Source organism: Mesobacillus harenae, assembly GCF_013343715.1.
Classification (GTDB): Bacteria; Bacillota; Bacilli; order Bacillales; family Cytobacillaceae; genus Mesobacillus_A; species Mesobacillus_A harenae.
Genome location: NZ_JABUNR010000019.1, coordinates 1 through 21979, shown reverse-complemented (window position 1 = coordinate 21979; position 21979 = coordinate 1). Strand labels below are relative to the sequence as shown.

Annotated in this window: 18 protein-coding genes; 8 read left to right on the top strand and 10 right to left on the bottom strand. The window is 39.8% G+C overall.

Going from position 1 to position 21979, the window contains the following annotated elements; translation table 11 throughout:
• Nucleotides 1-239: 239 nt before the first annotated feature.
• From HRJ06_RS19525 to rpmH, 10 genes are all read right to left on the bottom strand, one after another.
• A complete protein-coding gene (locus HRJ06_RS19525) occupies nt 240-1094 on the bottom strand; it encodes a ParB/RepB/Spo0J family partition protein (RefSeq protein ID WP_174734654.1) in 855 nt (284 codons plus the stop codon).
• A complete protein-coding gene (locus HRJ06_RS19520; protein ID WP_174734716.1) occupies nt 1087-1848 on the bottom strand; it encodes a ParA family protein in 762 nt (253 codons plus the stop codon). The genes HRJ06_RS19525 and HRJ06_RS19520 overlap by 8 nt, the downstream gene beginning before the upstream one ends.
• A 515-nt stretch (nt 1849-2363) precedes the next feature.
• The gene (gene noc, locus HRJ06_RS19515; protein WP_174734715.1) at nt 2364-3260 is read right to left on the bottom strand and encodes a nucleoid occlusion protein; all 897 of its coding nucleotides are present in this window, start codon (nt 3258-3260) and stop codon (nt 2364-2366) included.
• A 214-nt stretch (nt 3261-3474) separates the two neighbouring features.
• Entirely contained in the window at nt 3475-4191 is a 717-nt protein-coding gene (rsmG, locus tag HRJ06_RS19510; RefSeq protein WP_174734653.1) for a 16S rRNA (guanine(527)-N(7))-methyltransferase RsmG, read from the bottom strand.
• Nucleotides 4192-4326: 135 nt separating this feature from the next.
• Nucleotides 4327-6207: a tRNA uridine-5-carboxymethylaminomethyl(34) synthesis enzyme MnmG gene (gene mnmG / locus HRJ06_RS19505; RefSeq protein WP_174734652.1), complete on the bottom strand. Its 1881-nt coding sequence runs from the start codon at nt 6205-6207 to the stop codon at nt 4327-4329.
• Between the two features lie 42 nt (nt 6208-6249).
• Nucleotides 6250-7635 (bottom strand): tRNA uridine-5-carboxymethylaminomethyl(34) synthesis GTPase MnmE, encoded by a 1386-nt coding sequence (gene mnmE / locus HRJ06_RS19500; protein ID WP_174734651.1) that lies wholly within the window; start codon nt 7633-7635, stop codon nt 6250-6252.
• Between the two features lie 509 nt (nt 7636-8144).
• Nucleotides 8145-8765: an RNA-binding cell elongation regulator Jag/EloR gene (gene jag, locus HRJ06_RS19495; RefSeq protein WP_174734650.1), complete on the bottom strand. Its 621-nt coding sequence runs from the start codon at nt 8763-8765 to the stop codon at nt 8145-8147.
• Nucleotides 8762-9538, bottom strand: a complete 777-nt coding sequence (spoIIIJ, locus tag HRJ06_RS19490; protein ID WP_174734649.1) for a YidC family membrane integrase SpoIIIJ — start codon at nt 9536-9538, stop codon at nt 8762-8764. Before spoIIIJ ends, jag begins: the two co-directional genes overlap by 4 nt.
• Nucleotides 9539-9841: 303 nt before the next feature.
• Nucleotides 9842-10204 carry a ribonuclease P protein component gene (rnpA, locus tag HRJ06_RS19485; protein WP_174734648.1) on the bottom strand — a complete coding sequence of 121 codons (363 nt, stop codon included), beginning with the start codon at nt 10202-10204 and terminating at the stop codon, nt 9842-9844.
• A gap of 168 nt (nt 10205-10372) precedes the next feature.
• Entirely contained in the window at nt 10373-10507 is a 135-nt protein-coding gene (gene rpmH, locus HRJ06_RS19480; protein WP_174734647.1) for a 50S ribosomal protein L34, read from the bottom strand.
• Nucleotides 10508-11122: 615 nt separating this feature from the next.
• Here rpmH and dnaA point away from each other — a divergent pair.
• From dnaA to HRJ06_RS19440, 8 genes are all read left to right on the top strand, one after another.
• Nucleotides 11123-12469 carry a chromosomal replication initiator protein DnaA gene (dnaA, locus tag HRJ06_RS19475; protein ID WP_174734646.1) on the top strand — a complete coding sequence of 449 codons (1347 nt, stop codon included), beginning with the start codon at nt 11123-11125 and terminating at the stop codon, nt 12467-12469.
• Nucleotides 12470-12649: 180 nt separating this feature from the next.
• Nucleotides 12650-13786 carry a DNA polymerase III subunit beta gene (gene dnaN, locus HRJ06_RS19470; protein WP_174734645.1) on the top strand — a complete coding sequence of 379 codons (1137 nt, stop codon included), beginning with the start codon at nt 12650-12652 and terminating at the stop codon, nt 13784-13786.
• 344 nt (nt 13787-14130) lie between these two features.
• On the top strand, nt 14131-14346 hold the full coding sequence (gene yaaA, locus HRJ06_RS19465; RefSeq protein ID WP_174734644.1) for a S4 domain-containing protein YaaA: 216 nt from the start codon (nt 14131-14133) through the stop codon (nt 14344-14346).
• An 18-nt stretch (nt 14347-14364) separates the two neighbouring features.
• The gene (recF, locus tag HRJ06_RS19460; protein ID WP_174734643.1) at nt 14365-15483 is read left to right on the top strand and encodes a DNA replication/repair protein RecF; all 1119 of its coding nucleotides are present in this window, start codon (nt 14365-14367) and stop codon (nt 15481-15483) included.
• 9 nt (nt 15484-15492) lie between these two features.
• A complete protein-coding gene (gene remB / locus HRJ06_RS19455) occupies nt 15493-15741 on the top strand; it encodes an extracellular matrix regulator RemB (RefSeq protein ID WP_174734642.1) in 249 nt (82 codons plus the stop codon).
• A 50-nt stretch (nt 15742-15791) separates the two neighbouring features.
• Nucleotides 15792-17711 (top strand): DNA topoisomerase (ATP-hydrolyzing) subunit B, encoded by a 1920-nt coding sequence (gyrB, locus tag HRJ06_RS19450; protein ID WP_174734714.1) that lies wholly within the window; start codon nt 15792-15794, stop codon nt 17709-17711.
• Between the two features lie 144 nt (nt 17712-17855).
• Nucleotides 17856-20438 (top strand): DNA gyrase subunit A, encoded by a 2583-nt coding sequence (gene gyrA, locus HRJ06_RS19445; RefSeq protein ID WP_174734641.1) that lies wholly within the window; start codon nt 17856-17858, stop codon nt 20436-20438.
• Between the two features lie 93 nt (nt 20439-20531).
• On the top strand, nt 20532-21620 hold the full coding sequence (locus tag HRJ06_RS19440) for an HD domain-containing phosphohydrolase (protein ID WP_174734640.1): 1089 nt from the start codon (nt 20532-20534) through the stop codon (nt 21618-21620).
• Nucleotides 21621-21979 lie beyond the last annotated feature (359 nt).

Below are 21979 nucleotides of genomic sequence, written 5' to 3'. Positions count from 1 at the left end.
TGAGATAAGTCCAATAACCAGTTTTTTTTACAAGTTATATAAGAAAGTTTATGAACAAAAGCGCAAGCGCCTTGAACAGCCCCGACAAGCGCTGGAGGGCCAGAGGGTGAAGTCGTTCTTTGACTTCATCATCTGGACCGAAGCGACCTCGAGGGGCTAGGCGCTGGAGCTAGACAGTAGTCAATGTCAAAAATTTTATACTTTCTTACCTAAAAAAAAACCATCTGCAAGGATGGCATTTATAATTGCTTATCTTTTTCCAATAATTCCAGAATTCGATTTAGATCATCTTTAGAGAAAAACTCAATTTCAATCTTTCCCTTGTCCTTTGATTGCTTTATATTGACTGTGGTCCCAAAGCGTTCTCTCAGGGATGCTTCCTGATCTCGGATAAAAATGTCCTTTTCTAGCTTAGTTTTTTTTGTTTCACGTGGAACAATTTCATTAAGTTGCTGAATCATTTGTTCTAATTGACGTACATTCAGCCCTTCTTTAATCGTTTTCTCAACCAGAAGACCAAGTTTATCCTTTTTACGAAGCCCTAATAATGCCCTGCCATGCCCCATTGAAATTTTCCCGGTTGATATTAATTCCTGAATTGTAGGCGGGAGTGAAAGCAGTCTTATATGATTGGCTAGATGCGGCCTGCTTTTCCCAAGCCGCTTCGCTAACTCTTCCTGGGTAAGATTTAGCTTTTCTATTAAGATCTGATAGGCAGTTCCTTCTTCAATCGGATTTAAATCTTCCCTCTGAAGATTTTCTAGCACGGCAAGCTCCATCATTTGCTGCTCGTTTAATTCACGAATAACCACTGGAACTGTCTCAAGATTAGCTTCTTTAGCAGCACGGAATCTTCGTTCACCAACAACGATTTCATAGCCTTTAATGCTCTTTCTTACAATTAATGGCTGCAGTATCCCGTGTTCTATTATTGACTGTTTCAATTCTTCTATGGCTTCTGGCTGGAATACCTTACGAGGCTGGTAGGGGTTAGGACGAAGCTTCTTAACGCTGATTTCCTGAACGGTTTCTTCCTTACCGGCTTCAACATTAGAGAAAATTGCATTCAAACCTTTGCCTAGTCCTTTAGCCATTCACAACCACTTCCTTTGCCAGTTCTAGGTATACTTCCGCCCCTCTGGATTTCGGATCATAGATAATAATCGGCTCACCGTGGCTAGGAGCTTCACTAAGCCGCACGTTACGAGGAATGACTGTTTTATAAACCTTATCCTGAAAATATTTTTTAACTTCTTCTATAACTTGGATCCCAAGGTTTGTTCTGGCATCCAGCATGGTTAACAGGACACCTTCAATCCTAAGGTCCTGATTTAGATGTTTTTGTACGAGCCTTACCGTATTTAAAAGCTGGCTTAAACCCTCTAACGCATAATATTCACATTGAACTGGAATCAAAACAGCATCGGAAGCCGTTAATGCATTTATTGTGAGTAATCCAAGTGAGGGAGGACAGTCTATAATGACATAATCAAAATCTGCTTTAACCTCTTCAAGTGCCCTCTTCAATCTCACTTCCCTAGAGATTGTGGGCACTAGCTCAATTTCAGCTCCAGCAAGTTGAATTGTAGCAGGGATGGCGTACAAATTTTCAACAGCAGTCGGGTATATGACAGCTTTTGCTTCAACATCATCAACTAATACATCATAGACACATTGGTCAACATCAGCTTTTTCAATTCCAACTCCACTGGTAGCATTACCTTGCGGATCGATATCGACCATTAAAACCTTTTTCCCTATGTAAGCTAAGCACGCGCCTAGATTAACAGAAGTAGTCGTTTTTCCGACTCCTCCTTTTTGATTCGCAATCGCAATAATCTTACCCATCATGTCACCTACCTTCAATCTCTATATAAATTCAAAGAAAGCCCGCATTATTCACTGCAGATGGGCTTTAACAGAAAGTATTAAGCCGAAATGACGGGATTCCGGCATATTTTTTCCGTGAATTTTCAAAGCTAAAAACGCAATCACGTAATCTATTTTATCATGAAAATAAAATGTTAATAGAGCTTTTGGTGATAAAAAAGCAAAAACAGACAATATTCATTTTATAATGTATAGCATGAAAAATAAAAGCAACAGCTAAACACTTGTTTAGCTCTCAACTGTAGATCACTCTTTGAAAATCGAGTTGTTTATAGTCCTTTTCGTTTTGAGGAGATTGATGCTGTTGATTTTCGTTCTAGGCGCTTCGCTTTCAGCGGGGCGGAAATCAGCTTATTTCCTTCATTCCAACAAAAAAATGACAAAAGGCACCGAGAGTGAGTGCTCTCAATACCTTTTGTCGACTATTTGTGGAGCTGACCGTTTGTTTAGCTCCTTATATTAATCTATTGATTTTATTTTTTCTTAGGGATCTTTATAGTAATTTGATAGAAATCCTCAAATTCCTCTTCCTGGGAATCAAGGTTAATTCCACTGTCCGTTACCATTGACAGCGATTGGCGTATGGTATTAACTGCTATTCGCATATCTTTGCTGAAGGCTTTCCGCTTAGGCTTTGGCTTTTCAGCACCTTCATTTAATAACTTTACGACCCGATCCTCTGTTTGTTTAACATTCAGAGACTTTTCGATAATTTCATTCAATAATTGAACCTGTTTTTCAGGATTTTTGAGTGGTATAAGTGAACGGGCATGACGCTCCGTAATTTCTTTATTTAACAATGCTCCTTGCACGTCTTCAGGCAGCTTTAACAGCCGAAGCTTGTTGGCTACGGTTGATTGCCCTTTACCCAGACGCTGGGCAAGTGCTTCCTGAGTCAAATTATGAATTTCCAGTAATTTACCATAAGCCATAGCCTCTTCAATAGGCGACAGTTCTTCTCTTTGCAGATTTTCTATCAAAGCAACTGAAGCGGTTTCAGTATCAGATAAGTTTTTTATGATGGCAGGGACTTCACTCCAGCCAAGCTTTTTCATAGCCCGCCAGCGACGCTCTCCCGCAATAATCTCAAACTGTTTGTCATCAAATTCCCTGACAACAATTGGCTGTATCACTCCATGGGTATGAATCGTCCGTGCAAGTTCTTCTATTTTTTCGTCATCAAATACTGTTCTCGGCTGAAAACGATTAGGAATAATAAGATCAATCGGAATCTTCTTTATCTCTTCATGGTCTTCTGACCTATTTACTTCTATCTTTTCTTCCAGCTCATGTTGTTGTTGTTGTTGTTGTTGTTGTTGTTGTTCTTCCTTTTCTCCCAGTCCAAAAAAACGCGAAAAAGAAGGCTTCATCACCCTACACCACCTTTATGAAACTCCCTGACTACTTATTCTCTATTTAAAGAAAATTTCCTGCCTGCTGACTCTATTATAAACCAAAATCTAAATTGTAAATAGGGAGAAAAGCAGATAGAAACCATTGCGATGCTAAAAGGAACCAGTTCAGTGCTGATTGAACGTGTTTCCACTAAATTGATCCCTTCGAAAAATCAACAAAACACCGACATTATTCGATCGGCATTTTGTTTGGTGTTCCTGGTTTTCTTGGATATTGCTTAGGTGTTGGTTTTTCTTTTTGGATAATTATAATATTTCGTTCACTCTCTTCAATTGGAAGAACAAAAGCATGCGCTTCTTTTACTTTCCCCCCAAGAGTATGTATAGCCTTTTTACCAAGTTCCAATTCTTCACCCGCACTAGCAGCTTTCATCGCAATAAAGCTCCCTCCTACCTTCACGAGCGGAAGACAAAGTTCACTTAGCACGGACATTCTTGCTACTGCCCTGGCCATTACAACATCATACTGTTCTCGGTGTTCTTTATTCTTTCCAAACGTCTCAGCACGATCATGGACGAAGCTTACATCCTTAAGTCGAAGCTCTTTCGCTAAATGATTCAAAAAACTAATCCGTTTATTTAATGAGTCGACAATTGTTACCTTTAAATGCGGAAAGGCAATTTTAATAGGCAGGCTTGGAAAACCAGCGCCTGCTCCAACATCACAAACTGCAGCCTGCTGAGTATAATCATAATAAAAGGCAGCAGAGATGGAATCATAAAAATGTTTTAAATACACTTCTCGTTTCTCAGTAATTGCCGTTAAATTCATTTTTTCATTCCACTCTACCAATAGACGGTAATAAAGGTCGAATTGCTCCATTTGCTGGTGTGAAAGATTGATCCCCTTTTCTGCCAACTCTACTTGAAATTGTTCTGTATTCATCCGGGCAATCCTTTCTGAGCTTAATTTTTAGGCTCTGGTAAAATCCTATGTTAAATAACAAGTCGCCAAGTTCAACCATACAATTCACAGAGAGCCAATTTTTAAAACTTCTATCTCAATTTAAGTTACTCATTTTTAAATTTTAGCAATTTTGCCTTGTTCAATATAGACGAGCAAAATTGAGATATCTGCAGGGTTTACACCGGATATTCTTGATGCTTGAGCGATTGAGAGTGGCCTTACCTCATTAAGGTTTTGTTTAGCTTCAGTAGCCAAGCCATTAATTGCTTTATAATCAATATTTTCCGGAATTTTTTTGTCTTCCATCTTTTTCAGGCGATCCACTTGCTGTAAAGATTTTTCAATATAGCCTTCATACTTAATTTGAATTTCAACTTGTTCGGTAATATCAGCATCAATATCTTCTTCTGGAGGAGTTAGCTGCTTGATATGTTCGTATGACATCTCTGGCCGTTTAATCAAGTCTGAAGCCCTTATACCATCCTTAAGCTCACTTCCACCCATTGATTGCACTAATTCCTGAGCTTCTTTAGATGGTTTAATGATCACAGAGCGAAGCCGCTTTTTCTCCGCTTCAATGGCAGCTCTTTTTTCAAGAAAACGGTTGTACCGTTCGTCTTTAATCATACCAATTTGATAACCAAGTTCTGTAAGCCGCAAATCAGCGTTGTCGTGCCTGAGCAATAAGCGGTATTCTGCCCTTGATGTCAACAGGCGGTACGGTTCGGAGGTACCTTTGGTAACCAAATCATCAATTAGCACACCTATATATGCATCGGAACGGCTCAAAATAACTGGTTCTTTGTCTAATGCTTTACGACCTGCATTAATTCCCGCCATAATGCCCTGGCCGGCAGCCTCTTCATAACCGGAGGTACCATTAATTTGTCCTGCTGTGTAGAGATTTTTAACGACCTTGGTTTCTAGTGTAGGCCAAAGCTGAGTAGGAACAATTGCATCATATTCAATTGCATAACCAGCCCTCATCATTTGAACGTTTTCAAGGCCAGGAATTGTTTTTAGAATTTTTTGCTGCACATCTTCGGGAAGGCTTGTTGATAGGCCCTGTACATATACTTCCTGAGTGTTTCTGCCTTCAGGCTCTAGGAAAATCTGATGGCGCGGTTTATCGTTAAAGCGCACGACTTTATCCTCGATTGAAGGGCAATAACGCGGCCCTGTTCCTTTAATCATGCCGGAATACATCGGTGATCTGTGCAGGTTATCATCTATCAACTGGTGAGTTTGTTCATTCGTATACGTTAACCAGCATGGAAGCTGTTCTGTAATAAACTTCGTTGTTTCATAGGAAAAAGCTACATGGTTATCATCACCAGGCTGAATTTCAGTTTTGGAATAATCAATTGATTGGCTGTCTACACGCGGTGGTGTTCCTGTTTTAAATCGAACAAGATCAAAGCCCAGTTCCTCTAAGTGTTCAGAAAGTTTGATGGACGGCTGCTGGTTATTCGGACCGCTTGAATATTTTAGTTCGCCTAATATAATCTCTCCGCGTAAAAATGTCCCTGTCGTAATAACGACTGTTTTCGCATTATAGACAGCCCCTGTCATTGTCACAACACCCTTGCAGACTCCTTCTTCTACAATAAGACTTTCTACCATTCCCTGAATCAGCGTAAGGTTTGGCTCATCCTCAAGCGTTTTTTTCATTTCATTTTGATATAAAAATTTATCTGCCTGCGCCCTTAGAGCCCGAACTGCAGGTCCCTTACCTGTATTAAGCATTCTCATCTGGATATATGTTTTATCAATATTTTTTGCCATTTCACCGCCAAGGGCATCAATTTCTCTAACAACAATTCCTTTGGCAGGACCGCCGATTGACGGGTTACAAGGCATAAACGCGATCATGTCGAGATTTATTGTAATCATCACGGTTTTGGCACCCATTCTGGCTGATGCCAACGCTGCTTCACAGCCAGCATGGCCGCCTCCAATAATAACTACATCATAGTTGCCCGCTTCATATTGCATCTAACTGTCTCCTTCACTATATAATTTCACTAAACCCTTGGGTTATTTTCCTAGACAGAATTGAGAAAATAACTGGTCAATTAAGCTTTCATGTACACTTTCACCAATAACTTCACCCAGCAGTTCCCATGTACGTGTTAAATCAATCTGAACAATATCAATCGGCGTCCCCATCTCGACACCATTAATCGCTTCTTCAACAGCGTTAAATGCGTGGTTTAACAAAGCAATATGCCTGCTGTTTGAAACGTATGTCATATCTCCTGCTTCAATTGAGCCTGAAAAAAACAGTGAAGAGATTGCTTCCTCCAACTCATCTATTCCTAAATCTTCAAGCAGTGATGTAGTCACAATTTTGTGTTGCTCAGATAATTCCTTTACACGATCCATATCGATCTTCTGAGGTAAATCAGTTTTATTCACGATCACTATAACGTCCATTCCCTCGACCGCTTTAAAAATGTTTTCATCCTCATAGGTTAGTCCATCAGAATAATTAAGAACGAGCAAAATCAAATCCGCTTCTTTTAGTACCTGACGCGAACGTTCTACACCGATTCGTTCGACTATATCCTCGGTTTCCCGGATCCCTGCCGTATCTAGAAGCCGCAGGGGTACTCCCCTGATATTTACGTATTCTTCAATTACATCCCTGGTTGTTCCGGGAATATCCGTAACAATCGCTTTATTCTCTTGAACAAGGCTATTTAAAAGAGATGACTTTCCAACATTAGGCCGTCCAACAATGACCGTCGACAGACCTTCTCGCAAAATTTTTCCCTGCTGGCTGGTTTGCAAAAGCTTCTGCAATTCATCCCGTACAAACTTAGCTTTTTCTAAAAGCATTTTATGGGTCATTTCTTCGACATCATCGTATTCTGGATAATCAATATTTACTTCCACATGGGCTAGTGTTTCAAGAATCTCTTGTCTTAGCCTTCTAATCAGCCTCGACAACCTGCCTTCCATTTGACCGAGTGCCACATTCATAGCACGATCTGTTTTGGCTCTAATTAGGTCAATAACTGCCTCTGCCTGCGATAAATCAATTCGCCCATTAAGAAACGCACGCTTCGTAAACTCCCCTGGTTCAGCAAGTCGAGCACCTTGGTTAAGAACAAGCTGAAGCACTCGATTTACCGAAACTAGTCCGCCATGGCAGTTGATTTCTACTACATCTTCTTTAGTGAAAGTCTTAGGCCCTTTCATAACAGAAACCATAACTTCCTCTGCAGTTTGTCCAGTCTTTGGATCCACTATATGACCGTAATGGATAGTATGGGAACCCATATCAGACAACTTTTTGCTTCCTACTCCTGTAAAAAGCTTATCTGCTATTTTTATTGCATCATCTCCACTTAGGCGAACGATGGCTATTGCACCTTCGCCCATTGGAGTGGAAATTGCCGTAATTGTATCAAACTCCATTTTTTTCACCCTTTTTGGTTAGAACCTAATCTAACATGAACTACAATCTTTATTTCCCAAGCCATTAGAATACCATAGAGAATTTATAGAACAAAAGCGCAAGCGCCGTGAACAGCCCCGATATGCGCTGATTCGAGGGGACAGGCGCCGGAGCTAAACGGTAGTCAATGTAAAAAAATTATAGTTTCTTATCTTTTCAAGAAACTTTGTTTAGTTTTAACCTTATCCACAAACGGAAAACACTATCCTTTATTTTAACTTATCCACATGTGAATAACAATAAAACCCGATTCACTAGTCTATTTCTTGTTTAGGTGCTCTTCTTTTAAAAAAATTCCGTAATAAAGGCAAAATTACTAGTATTACATCAGATTCTTGAGAGGACTATCAAAGTACAACTGGACAACGGAAATTTGGTTTCATCTTATATCATAAAAAAAGTATGATTTATTTAATCCTAAAACAAAACACAAAAAATCCAGCTCATTTTTGAGCTGGATTTTCACTTTTTATTTTACAGGGGAAATAACAATATGACGATGGGGCTCATTTCCGTCTGAAAAAGTTTTCACTCTTTTATTTCCCATTAAAGCTGAATGGATTATCTTTCGCTCATACGACGGCATTGGTTCAAGCGCCATATCTTGACCAGTTTTTAAAGCCTTTTGGGCAAGTCGCTGCGCGAGCTGGATTAACGTGTCGTTTCTGCGCTTCCGGTATTCTTCTGCGTCAACTATAACAGTTAAATACTGATCAGCATATCGATTGACAACCAGCTGGGTCAAATACTGCAAAGAATTAAGGGTTTGTCCCCGCTTGCCGATTAATAAGGCAATTTTATCGCCAGTTAAAACAAACTCAATTTGTTTTCCTTCGCGATTTACCTCTACATTAACCGGAGCGCCAAGCTGTTCCCCTACTGATTTTAGATAACTAGCAGCCTCTTCAATGGGATCCATCTTCACTGTAACCTTAACGACAGATGGACGGGAACCAAATATTCCAAAAAGGCCCTTTTTTCCTTCATCAATGATTGTTATTTCTGTGCGGTCTTTTGTTGTCTGCAATTGAGCTAAAGCTGATTCTACTGCTTCTTCGACAGTTCGTCCTGTAGCAGTTATCTGTTTCACTTTTTGGCTCCTCCCGCATTTTCGGCCGCCTTTGCTTGCTTTAAGTCCGGGCCTTTAATGAAATAGGTTTGAATAATCATAAATAAGTTACCAACTACCCAATAAAGGGATAAGGCTGCTGGGAAACTAAATGCAAACACGACAATCATAATTGGCATCAGCCAAAGCATCATGGCCATTTGCGGATTATTTTCCATTCCAGCCATCATCATTTTCTGCTGGATAAACGTTGTAATACCAGCAACGATTGGCAAAATAAAATATGGATCCTTATCACCAAGGTCGAACCATAAGAAGTTATGTTCTGCAATCTCTCTAGTACGGGATATTGCATGATAAAAACCAATTAAGATTGGCATCTGTACAATTAATGGAAAACATCCGGCAAGCGGGTTTACCCCATGTGTTTGAAACAATGCCATTGTTTCCTGCTGAAGCTTTTGCTGGGTTTTCTGATCTTTTGAACTATATTTTTCACGAAGTTTCTTCATTTCTGGCTGTAATGCCTGCATTGCTTTAGAGTTTTTTGTTTGCTTGATCATTAGTGGCAGGATCACAAGGCGAATTAAAATTGTTACCAATATAATTGATAATCCATAACTTCCACCGGCAATCTCAGCCATTTTCACAATTAGCATAGATAGAGGATATACAATATATTCATTCCAGAAGCCTTTACTCTCTTCCGTAATTGGCTGATCGTATTCCATACAGCCTGTTAACAAGACCACTAATGAAAGCAGGCCCACAAAAAGAAGTATTCTCTTTTTCAACCGTCATTTCCTCCTGACTGCTTAAGTATTCATTACAGGAAAGAGCTTGTCCCTGCAGGACTCTCAAATAATAAGAAAAGCGCAAGTACCCCACTATGGCAACAGGCTTATATTTTCGCTTCCTATAAGGCTTTATTACACCCTCGAAGCAATCGGACCAAATTCTCCAGCAACTGCAAGCAGATACGAACGAGTCTGAATTTTGATCTTTCTTATTAGATAGAAAAGGAATCCAAATGCTATTTTACCATCTTTTATGATGAAGCGCTTTTAAAAAATAGGAAAACGCAAAATATTTTATTGTTACCCATTCTTACCAGTTACTGATTTATTCAAAACCTTTGCAACCCTTAAAACATGAAGCAAACTTTTTTTCACGTCATGCATATCCATGTCAGCAACAGGTTTTCGAGCGATTATAACATAATCATTTCCAACTTGTACCTGATCCTGAATTTCTAGAAAGGATTGCCGGATATAACGTTTAATTCGATTGCGGACAACGGCATTTCCGATTTTTTTACTCACTGAAAGACCGATCCTGAACATTTCTTGCTCTGGCTTCCCTAATGTATAAACCACAAATTGACGGTTCGCAACAGACTTCCCTTTTTTAAATGCTTCTTGGAAATCTTTATTTTTTTTTATGCGAAGTTCTTTTCTCATGTACATTCACCTTCAAATTCATTGTGGTTCCTAGTATCCCTTTTCAAACAGCTTATCTATATTTAAAGCCGATTTTCAACTACAGGTGAATCTGCCGGCTCGTTTCTGGTCAGTCGGCTTCGCTTTTCTATATAAAAAGAGAAAAAAGACCACTGACGTTTCAGTGGCCTAAGCAGATAATACTTTTCTTCCTTTTTGACGACGGCGAGCAAGCACTCTACGGCCGGTAGCAGAACTCATGCGGCTGCGGAAACCGTGAACTTTACTTCTTTTACGTTTATTTGGTTGGAACGTTCTTTTCATTATATGACACCTCCCTGAGGAATTAGCTGTTAAAGTCAGTCCTTACAATTATAAAGACCTCCCCAGGAAATTGTCAATACCGCATTTACATAATCATTTATATTGTTGCTGCTGATCCTTTAATTTTTATTTAATCATTACATGGTTTCCAGCACAAATTTTATAAAACAGTGTTCTTCCAAAAAGCACTGTTTTTTTGCCTGTGGACAATTTTCGACAGGGTTTTTTGTTATCCACATGACATATTGACAGGTTTTTAACACAACCAGTGGCTGTGGACAAATTTCATGCACAATAGCAGAGGTTTGTGGATAAAGTATTAAAAACCGTTGCGTGATGCGTCATTATTTGTTATTATATTTGTGTTTTCACTCTTAATAAATCAACATAGCTTTTATGCTTATCCACAGATTGTGGATAAGCTGTGGACAGGTTATTAGAGGGGTTTGTAAAAACTTGTCCACAAGTGGTGGATATTGTCGAACATCTGCTTACTTTCCTTATTATACGTTTTTCCACATACAAAGTTTTGTATACTTATAGATTTAAGGGTGTACAACAGGTGCTACCTGTATTTTTTACGGCAAAAATTGACCAAAGAAGGAGGGAAATCTATTGGAGAATATTGCGGATTTATGGAATAAAGCTCTGGCCAATATAGAAAAAAAAATCAGCAAACCAAGCTATGATACGTGGTTAAAATCGACAAAGGCGCACAGCCTCCAAGGTGATACGCTTACGATCACAGCACCTAATGAATTTGCTCGAGATTGGCTTGAAGAGCGATATTCCCAGCTCATAGCTGGCATTTTAGATGAAATTACCGGTGAAGAGCTGTCTGTCAGGTTTATCATTCCGCAAAATCAAAAAGAAGAAGACTTGGATATGCCTGTTACTCCTAAAAAGCCAAGGAGAAATATCGATCAGCCAGAACTTCCTCTCAATATGCTTAATCCCAAGTACACGTTCGATACGTTTGTAATTGGCTCCGGCAACCGGTTTGCCCATGCAGCATCGCTTGCTGTAGCTGAAGCACCTGCTAAAGCATACAATCCTTTATTTATTTATGGAGGAGTAGGCTTGGGGAAGACTCACCTGATGCATGCAATTGGGCATTATGTTCAAGATCATAATCCATCCGCCAAGGTGGTTTATTTGTCTTCTGAAAAATTCACCAATGAATTTATTAACTCCATCCGTGATAACAAGGCAGTGGATTTTCGAAATAAATACAGAAGTGTTGACGTACTTCTGATTGATGATATTCAATTTTTAGCAGGAAAAGAACAAACGCAAGAGGAATTCTTCCATACTTTTAATACCTTGCACGAGGAAAGCAAGCAAATTGTTATTTCAAGTGACCGTCCGCCAAAGGAAATACCAACTCTTGAAGACCGGCTGCGTTCTAGGTTTGAATGGGGCTTAATTACAGATATTACACCGCCGGATTTAGAAACTCGGATCGCAATCCTTCGTAAAAAGGCAAAAGCGGAAGGCCTGGATATTCCAAACGAAGTTATGCTTTACATCGCAAATCAAATTGATTCGAATATACGTGAACTTGAAGGTGCCTTAATCAGAGTTGTTGCCTACTCTTCGTTAATTAATAAAGATATTAACGCTGACTTGGCAGCAGAAGCGTTGAAGGATATTATCCCTAGTTCAAAACCTAAAATCATAACTATCTTTGATATCCAGAAACTTGTTGGAGAAACTTATAATGTGAAGCTTGAAGATTTTAAAGCAAAGAAAAGGACAAAATCTGTCGCGTTTCCCCGGCAGATCGCTATGTACCTTTCAAGAGAGCTGACAGACTTTTCTCTGCCTAAAATTGGTGAAGAATTTGGAGGCCGTGACCATACAACCGTCATCCATGCTCATGAGAAAATCTCAAAGATGCTTTTAAATGATTCGCTTCTTCAAAAGCAACTTAAAGAAATTAATGAACAATTAAGAGTGTAGAAAATGTGAATAACTCGTCCTAGTTTACACACAGTCTGTCCACATGTGGATAGACTGTGTTTCCTTTCGAAAAACCTAGTTATCCACAAATCCACAGGCCCTACTAGTACTTCTATTACTTTTAATATATAAATATATTCATCTTTCTATAAAAAAATGCCTGATACGGAGGATTTAAAAATGAAATTTATAATCCAACGGGACCATTTGCTACAAAGCGTCCAGGATGTTATGAAAGCAGTCACAAGCAGAACGACAATTCCTATTTTAACGGGGATTAAAATCGTTGCGACAGAAGAAGGAGTTACCTTGACTGGAAGTGACTCTGATATTTCAATTGAATCTTTTATACCAAAAGAAGAAGATGGAACTGAAATCGTTGAGATCAGAAAGCCAGGTGCTATTGTTCTTCAAGCCCGTTTTTTTAGCGATATTGTAAAAAAGCTGCCTACTGATATTGTTGAAATTGAAGTAGAAAATCATCTGCAAACAGTGATCCGTTCAGGGAAATCTGAGTTTAATCTAAATGGGTTAGATGCAGAAGAATACCCGCACCTTCCTCAAATTTCAGAGGAAAATATGTTTAGTGTGCCAACTGATTTATTAAAAGCTTTGATTCGTCAAACTGTTTTCGCAGTGTCCACCTCAGAAACACGCCCTATCTTGACAGGTGTAAACTGGAAGGTGGAAAACAGCGAACTAACCTGTATTGCAACAGATAGCCATAGGCTGGCACTTCGTAAGGCAAGACTAGCTTCTGAGAACACAGGAACTTATAATGTTGTAATTCCAGGGAAAAGTTTAACTGAATTAAGCAAGATCCTGGATGATACATCAGATGTTATTGATATTGTTATTACCGAAAACCAAGTCCTTTTTAAAGCAAAACATTTGTTATTCTTTTCTAGGCTCCTTGAAGGCAATTATCCGGATACAGGCAGGCTCATTCCAAATGAGAGCAAGACAGAGATTGTCACTCTTACAAAAGAGTTCCTGCAGGCAGTTGATCGTGCTTCTTTACTGGCTAGAGAAGGCAGGAATAATGTTGTTAAGCTATCCACATTTGATGGCGGAGTTATTGAAGTATCTTCAAATACTCCTGAAATCGGCAAAGTCATTGAAGAAATTCAAAGCCAATCCATTGAGGGAGAAGAACTTAAAATTTCTTTTAGTGCTAAATACATGATGGATGCCTTAAAAGCGCTTGAAGGAACAGAAATACAAGTAAGCTTTACGGGGGCAATGAGGCCTTTTGTAATCCGTCCGCTTCATGATGATTCCATTCTGCAGCTGATCCTCCCGGTTAGGACGTATTAACTAAAAGAGAGTAATTAATATTAGTAAAAATGCCGCCAGTACTTCTGGTGGCTTTTCTCATAGATTTAATAGCCGGGCTTGCCTGATCCGGGCTTGCCTGATAAAAACTTACATATAAGCAGCCCGCCTTCTCTTAAATGTTTTGATCTATGGGTTTTCACTCCCCTTTTCTATCCAATCGAAATCAATGGGGAAAGGTGCATTTTCGCTTTAAATCGGGTTAATCTTGGACATAATAGATCTAGAATATGTTTTCTTTTGTATCCTGCAGAAATATTTAGTAAAATAAAGTATTAGGTGCCTTTCTAGCAAATAGTCTAGCTTTGATGAAAAGGGTGAAAAGTATGAGCGAGGAAATTAAGTTTGATACAGAGTACATTACACTTGGTCAATTTCTTAAATTAGCTGAAGTGATCCAAACTGGCGGTATGGCCAAATGGTTTTTAGGTGAGTACGACGTATTTATTAATGGCGAACAAGATCAAAGAAGAGGCAGAAAGCTTAAGGCCGGTGATCAAGTAAGTATCCCGGGTTTTGGGAAGTATGTTTTAAGGCATTAATCAGAGGATGAACCCTTCATGTATATAGAGGAACTACACTTAAGAAATTATCGGAATTATGAAGAATTAACTGTTTCTTTTGAAGATAGAGTAAATGTTTTTATCGGGGAAAATGCCCAGGGAAAAACAAATTTGATGGAATCTATTTACGTTTTGGCGATGGCGAAGTCTCATCGTACCTCAAATGATAAAGATCTTATTCGCTGGGATGAAGAGTATGCTAAAATAGAGGGTAGGATAAAAAAGAAGTACGGTTCCCTTCCAATGCAGCTCGTTGTATCGAAAAAGGGAAAACGCGCAAAATGCAACCATCTCGAACAGCGAAAACTAAGCCAATATGTAGGCAATATGAATGTTGTCATGTTTGCGCCTGAAGATCTCCATTTGGTGAAAGGCAGCCCTCAAGTCAGGCGCCGGTTTATTGATATGGAGATTGGCCAGGTTTCTACGGTTTACTTGCATGATATAAGCCAATACCAAAAAATACTTCAGCAGAGAAACCATTACTTAAAGCAACTGCAGACTAGGAAAGTAAAAGATGAAACCATGCTTGAGATTTTAACAGAGCAATTTATACAAACAGCTGTAAAAATTATCTCCAAGCGTTTTGAATTTCTTAGGCTGCTTGAAAAGTGGGCCCTCCCTATTCACAGTGGGATTTCAAGGGGAATAGAAACCTTGAAAATTCAGTACAAGCCTTCAGTAGATGTATCAGAAGAACAAGAGTTGTCGAAAATGATAGAAGTCTATGAAGAAAAGTTTAATAAGCTTAGGAAAAAAGAAATAGAGCGAGGGACAACTCTTTTTGGCCCCCATCGGGATGATCTTGTCTTTTTTGTAAACGAAAGAGACGTCCAGACATTTGGATCCCAGGGGCAGCAGCGTACCACGGCTTTGTCCTTAAAACTTGCTGAGATTGAACTCATCCATGCGGAAATTGGTGAATATCCAATCCTTTTGCTTGATGATGTTTTGTCAGAATTAGATGATTATCGCCAATCTCATTTATTAAATACAATTCAGGGGAAAGTTCAAACATTTGTTACGACCACTAGTGTTGATGGGATTGACCATCAGACCCTGAAGGAAGCCTCTGCCTATCAAGTAGAATCCGGCATGATTACCAAAGTTCAATGAGGTGAAAAAATGTATCTTCATGTTGGAGAAGGTATCCTGGTCAGAACAAGGGATATCATTACCATTTTGGACAAAGATAGCGCTAAATCATCCCCTTATCTTGAGGAGTTTGTCCAGTTTCGAAAAGACGATGTTATCAATCTTTCCAGAGGAGAGTTTAAGTCAATCGTCATTACTAACGATAAAGTTTATTATTCCCCTCTTGCCTCTGGAACATTAAAAAAACGCTCTCAAAAATTATCCATTCAGGAATTTTAAATACATCATGCAACAAATGAAAGATGAAAGTGTAGGTGATTGGTGTGGCAATGGAGCAAGAAGCAGTACGTGAACAATATGATGAGAATCAGATACAGGTATTAGAAGGACTCGAAGCCGTTCGAAAGCGTCCGGGGATGTACATCGGATCGACAAGTGGGAAAGGTCTTCACCATCTCGTCTGGGAAATTGTTGATAATAGCATCGATGAGGCTCTGGCCGGACATTGTGATGAAATCAACGTCATTATTGAAGAGGATAACAGCATCACTGTAAAAGATAACGGCCGAGGTATCCCAGTAGGAATACATGAAAAAATGGGCCGGCCAGCCGTTGAAGTTATCATGACTGTACTTCACGCAGGAGGCAAATTTGGAGGCGGCGGATATAAGGTATCCGGCGGACTGCATGGCGTGGGCGCTTCAGTTGTTAATGCCCTTTCCACTGTACTTGAGGTATATGTACATCGTGACGGTAAGATCCATTATCAAAAGTTTGAGCGTGGAGCTCCAAGTGCGGACTTAAAGATAATTGGAGAAACAGAAGTAACAGGCACTACGACTCATTTCAAACCTGACTCGGAAATATTCACAGAAACGCTTGAATATGATTTTGAAACTCTTGCGAACCGCATTCGTGAACTTGCCTTTTTGAATAGAGGGCTAAAAATCACGATCGAAGACAAGCGTGTTGAAAATAAAAAGAACGAATACTATTACGAGGGCGGCATTAAGTCCTACGTCGAGCATTTAAACCGTACCCGCGAGGTCCTTCATGATGAGCCAATTTATATTGAGGGAGAAAAGGACGGAATAACTGTTGAGGTAGCCATCCAGTACAATGATGGATTCACCAGCAGCCTCTATTCGTTTGCGAACAACATCCATACTTATGAGGGCGGTACACACGAGTTTGGCTTTAAAACAGCCTTAACCCGTGTAATCAATGACTATGCCCGTAAACATGGGATATTTAAAGATAACGATGCAAACCTTTCCGGTGAGGATGTACGTGAAGGAATTACCGCTATTGTTTCGATAAAACACCCTGACCCTCAATTCGAAGGCCAGACTAAGACAAAACTGGGTAATTCAGAAGTCCGTACCGTTACCGATACAACCTTTTCGGAGCATTTCGAAAAATTCCTGCTCGAAAACCCAACAGTGGCTCGGAAGGTTGTTGAAAAAGGTTTAATGGCTGCGAGGGCCAGACTGGCCGCCAAGAAAGCACGTGAATTAACAAGGCGGAAAAGCGCGTTGGAAATTTCCAGCTTGCCAGGTAAGTTAGCTGACTGTTCATCAAAGGACCCTTCTATCAGTGAAATCTATGTGGTTGAGGGAGATTCTGCAGGAGGATCAGCTAAACAAGGCCGTGATCGTCATTTCCAGGCGATCCTGCCGTTGCGAGGCAAGATACTGAACGTAGAAAAATCTCGTCTTGATAAAATTCTTTCCAACAACGAGGTCCGCGCGATCATAACAGCAGTCGGAACCGGAATTGGGGAAGATTTTGATATTGCCAAGGCCCGCTATCACAAAATTGTAATTATGACCGATGCCGATGTTGATGGCGCCCATATCCGTACTTTATTATTAACCTTCTTTTATAGATATATGAGGCAAATTATCGAAGCAGGCTACATTTATATTGCGCAGCCGCCTCTTTATAAAATACAGCAAGGAAAACGCGTAGAATATGCCTACAATGAAAAACAGCTAGAGGAATATCTAGCCGAAATGCCTGCTCAGCCAAAGCCAGGCATTCAGCGTTATAAAGGTCTTGGAGAAATGAATCCTGACCAGCTCTGGGAGACAACTATGAATCCTGAGACACGTACATTGCTTCAAGTGAGCCTTGAGGATGCGATTGAATCTGATGAAACCTTTGAGATTTTGATGGGTGACAAGGTAGAGCCTCGCCGTTTGTTCATAGAAGAAAATGCGAAGTACGTGAAAAATTTAGACATATAATTTGGCATCAGGATAGCAGGCGCTCCCTCTATCCTGCTTTTTAGTGTTAGTACCCTGCTGGTGCATCCTTCTTATTCGGAACGTCCAGCTGGAGCCCTTTATAATTATTTTTTCTGAGTTTTTTCAAAAAGGAGGTTCTCTCATATGGCAGAGACACCAAGCCAGCGTGTAAAAGAGATAAATATAAGTCAGGAAATGCGAACTTCTTTTCTTGATTACGCCATGAGTGTTATTGTTGCTCGTGCGTTGCCAGATGTAAGGGATGGACTAAAACCTGTCCACCGTCGGATTCTTTACGCCATGCATGATCTTGGAATGCATTCCGATAAGCCGTACAAAAAATCCGCCCGTATTGTTGGTGAAGTTATTGGTAAATACCACCCGCATGGTGACTCGGCAGTTTATGATACGATGGTCCGAATGGCCCAGGACTTTAATTACCGCTACATGCTTGTACAAGGCCATGGTAACTTCGGAAGCGTCGATGGTGATTCAGCTGCTGCAATGCGTTATACGGAAGCAAGAATGTCTAAAATTTCAATGGAACTTCTTAGAGATATCAACAAAGACACTATAGACTATCAAGACAACTATGATGGTTCTGAACGAGAGCCAATGGTAATGCCGGCACGCTTCCCGAATTTATTGGTGAATGGTACTTCAGGAATAGCAGTCGGAATGGCAACAAACATTCCTCCGCATCAGCTCGGTGAGATAATTGATGGTGTACTGGCCATAACCAAGGACCCCGATCTGACAATCCAAGAGCTAATGGAGATTATTCCTGGACCTGACTTCCCTACGGCAGGCCTCATCCTTGGCCGCAGTGGTATTAGGAAAGCCTATGAAACTGGAAGAGGATCGATCACGCTTCGTGCTAAGGTCGAAATTGAAGTAAAAGCTAATGGAAAGGAAGTAATCATCGTTAGAGAACTTCCTTACCAGGTTAATAAAGCGAAGCTTGTAGAAAAGATTGCAGAGCTCGTCCGCGATAAAAAAATAGACGGCATTACAGACCTTCGTGATGAATCTGACCGTAAAGGCATGCGAATGGTCATTGAAGTACGGAAGGATGCAAATGCAAGTGTCCTCCTAAATAACCTATACAAACAAACTGCATTGCAGACAAGCTTTGGTATAAATCTTCTTGCTCTTGTCGATGGCCAGCCTCAGGTTTTAAATCTAAAGCAGTGCCTATACTATTACCTAGAGCACCAAAAGGTTGTCATCCGACGCAGAACAGAATTTGAATTACGTAAAGCAGAAGCACGTGCTCATATCTTAGAAGGTTTGAGGATTGCTCTTGATAATCTTGATAAGGTGATCGCTTTAATCCGAGCCTCACAGACCACTGAGATTGCACGTGAAGGATTAATGACCCAATTTAATCTTTCTGAGAAGCAGGCTCAGGCGATACTCGATATGCGTTTGCAGCGTTTAACAGGATTAGAACGTGAGAAAATTGAAGAAGAGTTTCAAAACCTTATGAAACTGATTGCTGAATTAAAGGCGATTTTAGCTGATGAAGAAAAGGTTCTTGAAATTATCCGTGAAGAGCTCACTGAGATTAAAGAACGTTTTAATGATGCTAGACGAACTGAGATTGTTTCTGGTGGATTAGAGCATCTTGAGGATGAAGACCTGATTCCACAGGAAAACATCGTGGTTACTTTAACTCATAACGGCTATGTAAAACGCCTTCCTGTATCAACTTACCGTTCACAACGACGCGGCGGCCGAGGAATTCAAGGCATGGGAACCAACGAAGATGACTTTGTTGAACATCTTTTGACAACGTCAACTCATGACACCCTCCTTTTCTTTACGAATAAAGGAAAGGTATACCGTTCGAAGGGTTACGAAATCCCTGAGTTTAGCCGTACAGCGAAGGGAATTCCTATCATTAACCTACTAGGTGTTGAAAAAGGCGAGTGGGTTAACGCGATTATTCCTGTTCATGAATTTGTGGATGATTGGTATTTGTTCTTTACAACTAAAGAGGGCATCTCTAAACGGTCTCCGCTAACATCCTTTGCCAACATCCGAAACAATGGATTAATCGCCCTAAATCTACGTGAAGGTGATGAACTGATCTCCGTCCGCTTAACAGATGGCGAAAAGGAAATCATCATTGGAACGAAAAAAGGACTTTTAATCCGTTTCCCTGAGACAGACGTACGCTCCATGGGACGTACTGCAACTGGCGTTAAGGGCATTACGCTTTCTAAAGATGATGAAGTCGTAGGAATGGAAGTACTCGAAGAGAGCGCAGAAATATTAATTGTTACCCGTAATGGATATGGAAAACGGACTCCGTCTATTGAGTACCGGATCCAAGGAAGAGGCGGTAAAGGAATAAAGACAGCTAATATAACCGAGAAAAATGGTGACCTCGTTACTATGAAGGCTGTAAACGGCGAAGAAGACTTAATGCTGATTACCACAGGAGGAGTCCTGATACGAATTCCAGTCAGCAGCATTTCTATGACAGGGCGCAGTACCCAAGGGGTAAAATTAATCAGTCTTGATAAAACGTTAAATGAACATGTTGCTACCGTTGCAAAAGTTGATAAGGAAGAGGAAAAGCTAGAGGATGAGGAATTTGAGGTTGATGAGTATGGTGAAGAAATCATAAAACCACCAAAAAGCGAAGATGCAGAACATCCAGCTGAACCTAAGCCGGATATTTTGCCGGACCCTAATGATCCTAGCGAAAACAACGAATAAAAAATGGAGGAACACAAAATTGTGTTCCTCTTTTTTTATAATATAAAGTAAAATCAAATTAAATAAAAACTAAATTCCGGGAGGTGGGCGCTAGTGCACATTCATGTAAATCAACTTCAGGAGGGCTGCATTCTTTCCAGGGATGTTATCAGCAGTACAAATCGGCCAATCATGCTTAAAAAGACAATTCTTTCACAATCTTTAATTGAGGTGCTAAAGGCATTCTTAATTGATGAGGTTTATGTTGAAAAAACCCTTGTAAACGGAGATTCTTTTACACCAGCAATTAATCTAAATATTAAAGCCAGTCATAATGATCCAGAAGAACTTGAAGCTTTGACTTTTACCGATTTATTTTTGAGGCAGACCCAAAAGTATAAAAGAGAATTTTTAACATGGCAATCGGGTTTGCCTATTGATATTTATAAAGTCAGAAATATTTTATTGCCGCTAATTGAGCAAGCTGACAACAGGGCTTCTGAGATCTTTTCTATGCACCATTTTTCGACAAAAGAAGATTATATATACCAGCATTCACTTGCAATGGGAATAATCAGTGCAACTCTTGCTCGAAAGCTGAACTATAATACAGGCGACATTATTCAAATTGGCCTGGCAGGGTGTTTGGCAGATTGCGGCATGGCGAAAATCAATAATAGGATCCTAAATAAAACAACGACTCTAACCATTGAAGAATATGAAGAGGTAAAGAATCACTCATCAATTAGCTACCAAATGATTAAAAATATTTCGCTATTAAGGGATGGTACCAAACTAGCTATAATCCAGCATCACGAAAGACTAGATGGCAGTGGTTATCCTTTCGGGGAGAGAGGAAGCCGAATACACCCATTTGCAAAAGTGATTGCTATTGCCGATGTTTTTCATGCTATGACTTCAGAGAGGATATATAAGCCAAAATTGTCAGCCTTTAAAGTGATTGAAATGATTAATGAACAACATTTTGGAGAATTTGATATTCGGACCTTAAAGGTTCTCGATGCAGCTATAATGAACTTTTCAAATGGAAGTAAAATCAGGCTCTCAAATGGGCATGAAGCCGAAATTCTTTTCATAGAAGAAAAATCCCCTACGCGGCCATTGATAAAATTGCTAGAAAACGGTGAAATCATTCATCTCGAGCAGAATCGCCAGCTCTATATAGACGAAGTACTCACATAGGCTGATTTCAGCGATCAGCCTTTTATTGCTTAAATTGAAAATTGGATGAAAAAGTCTTATTAAAAAAAACTTGAAAGTTGAACGTTAGACTGATATAATCATTCGAGTCAGCAAAAAATAATCTTATATGGGCTTAAATTAATTTCAAAAAAAGATATTGACTTTAGTACCATATAAATGATATATTAGTAAAGTCGCTTCTGAGCGGCGCTAATGAATTTGCTCTTTGAAAACTAAACAAACAAGCGTCAACAAACAATATTTATAGTGACTTCAATTATGAAGATCACTAGCCAACGTTTTAAATTATGAGCTAAACTCATACTCTTTTTTGGAGAGTTTGATCCTGGCTCAGGACG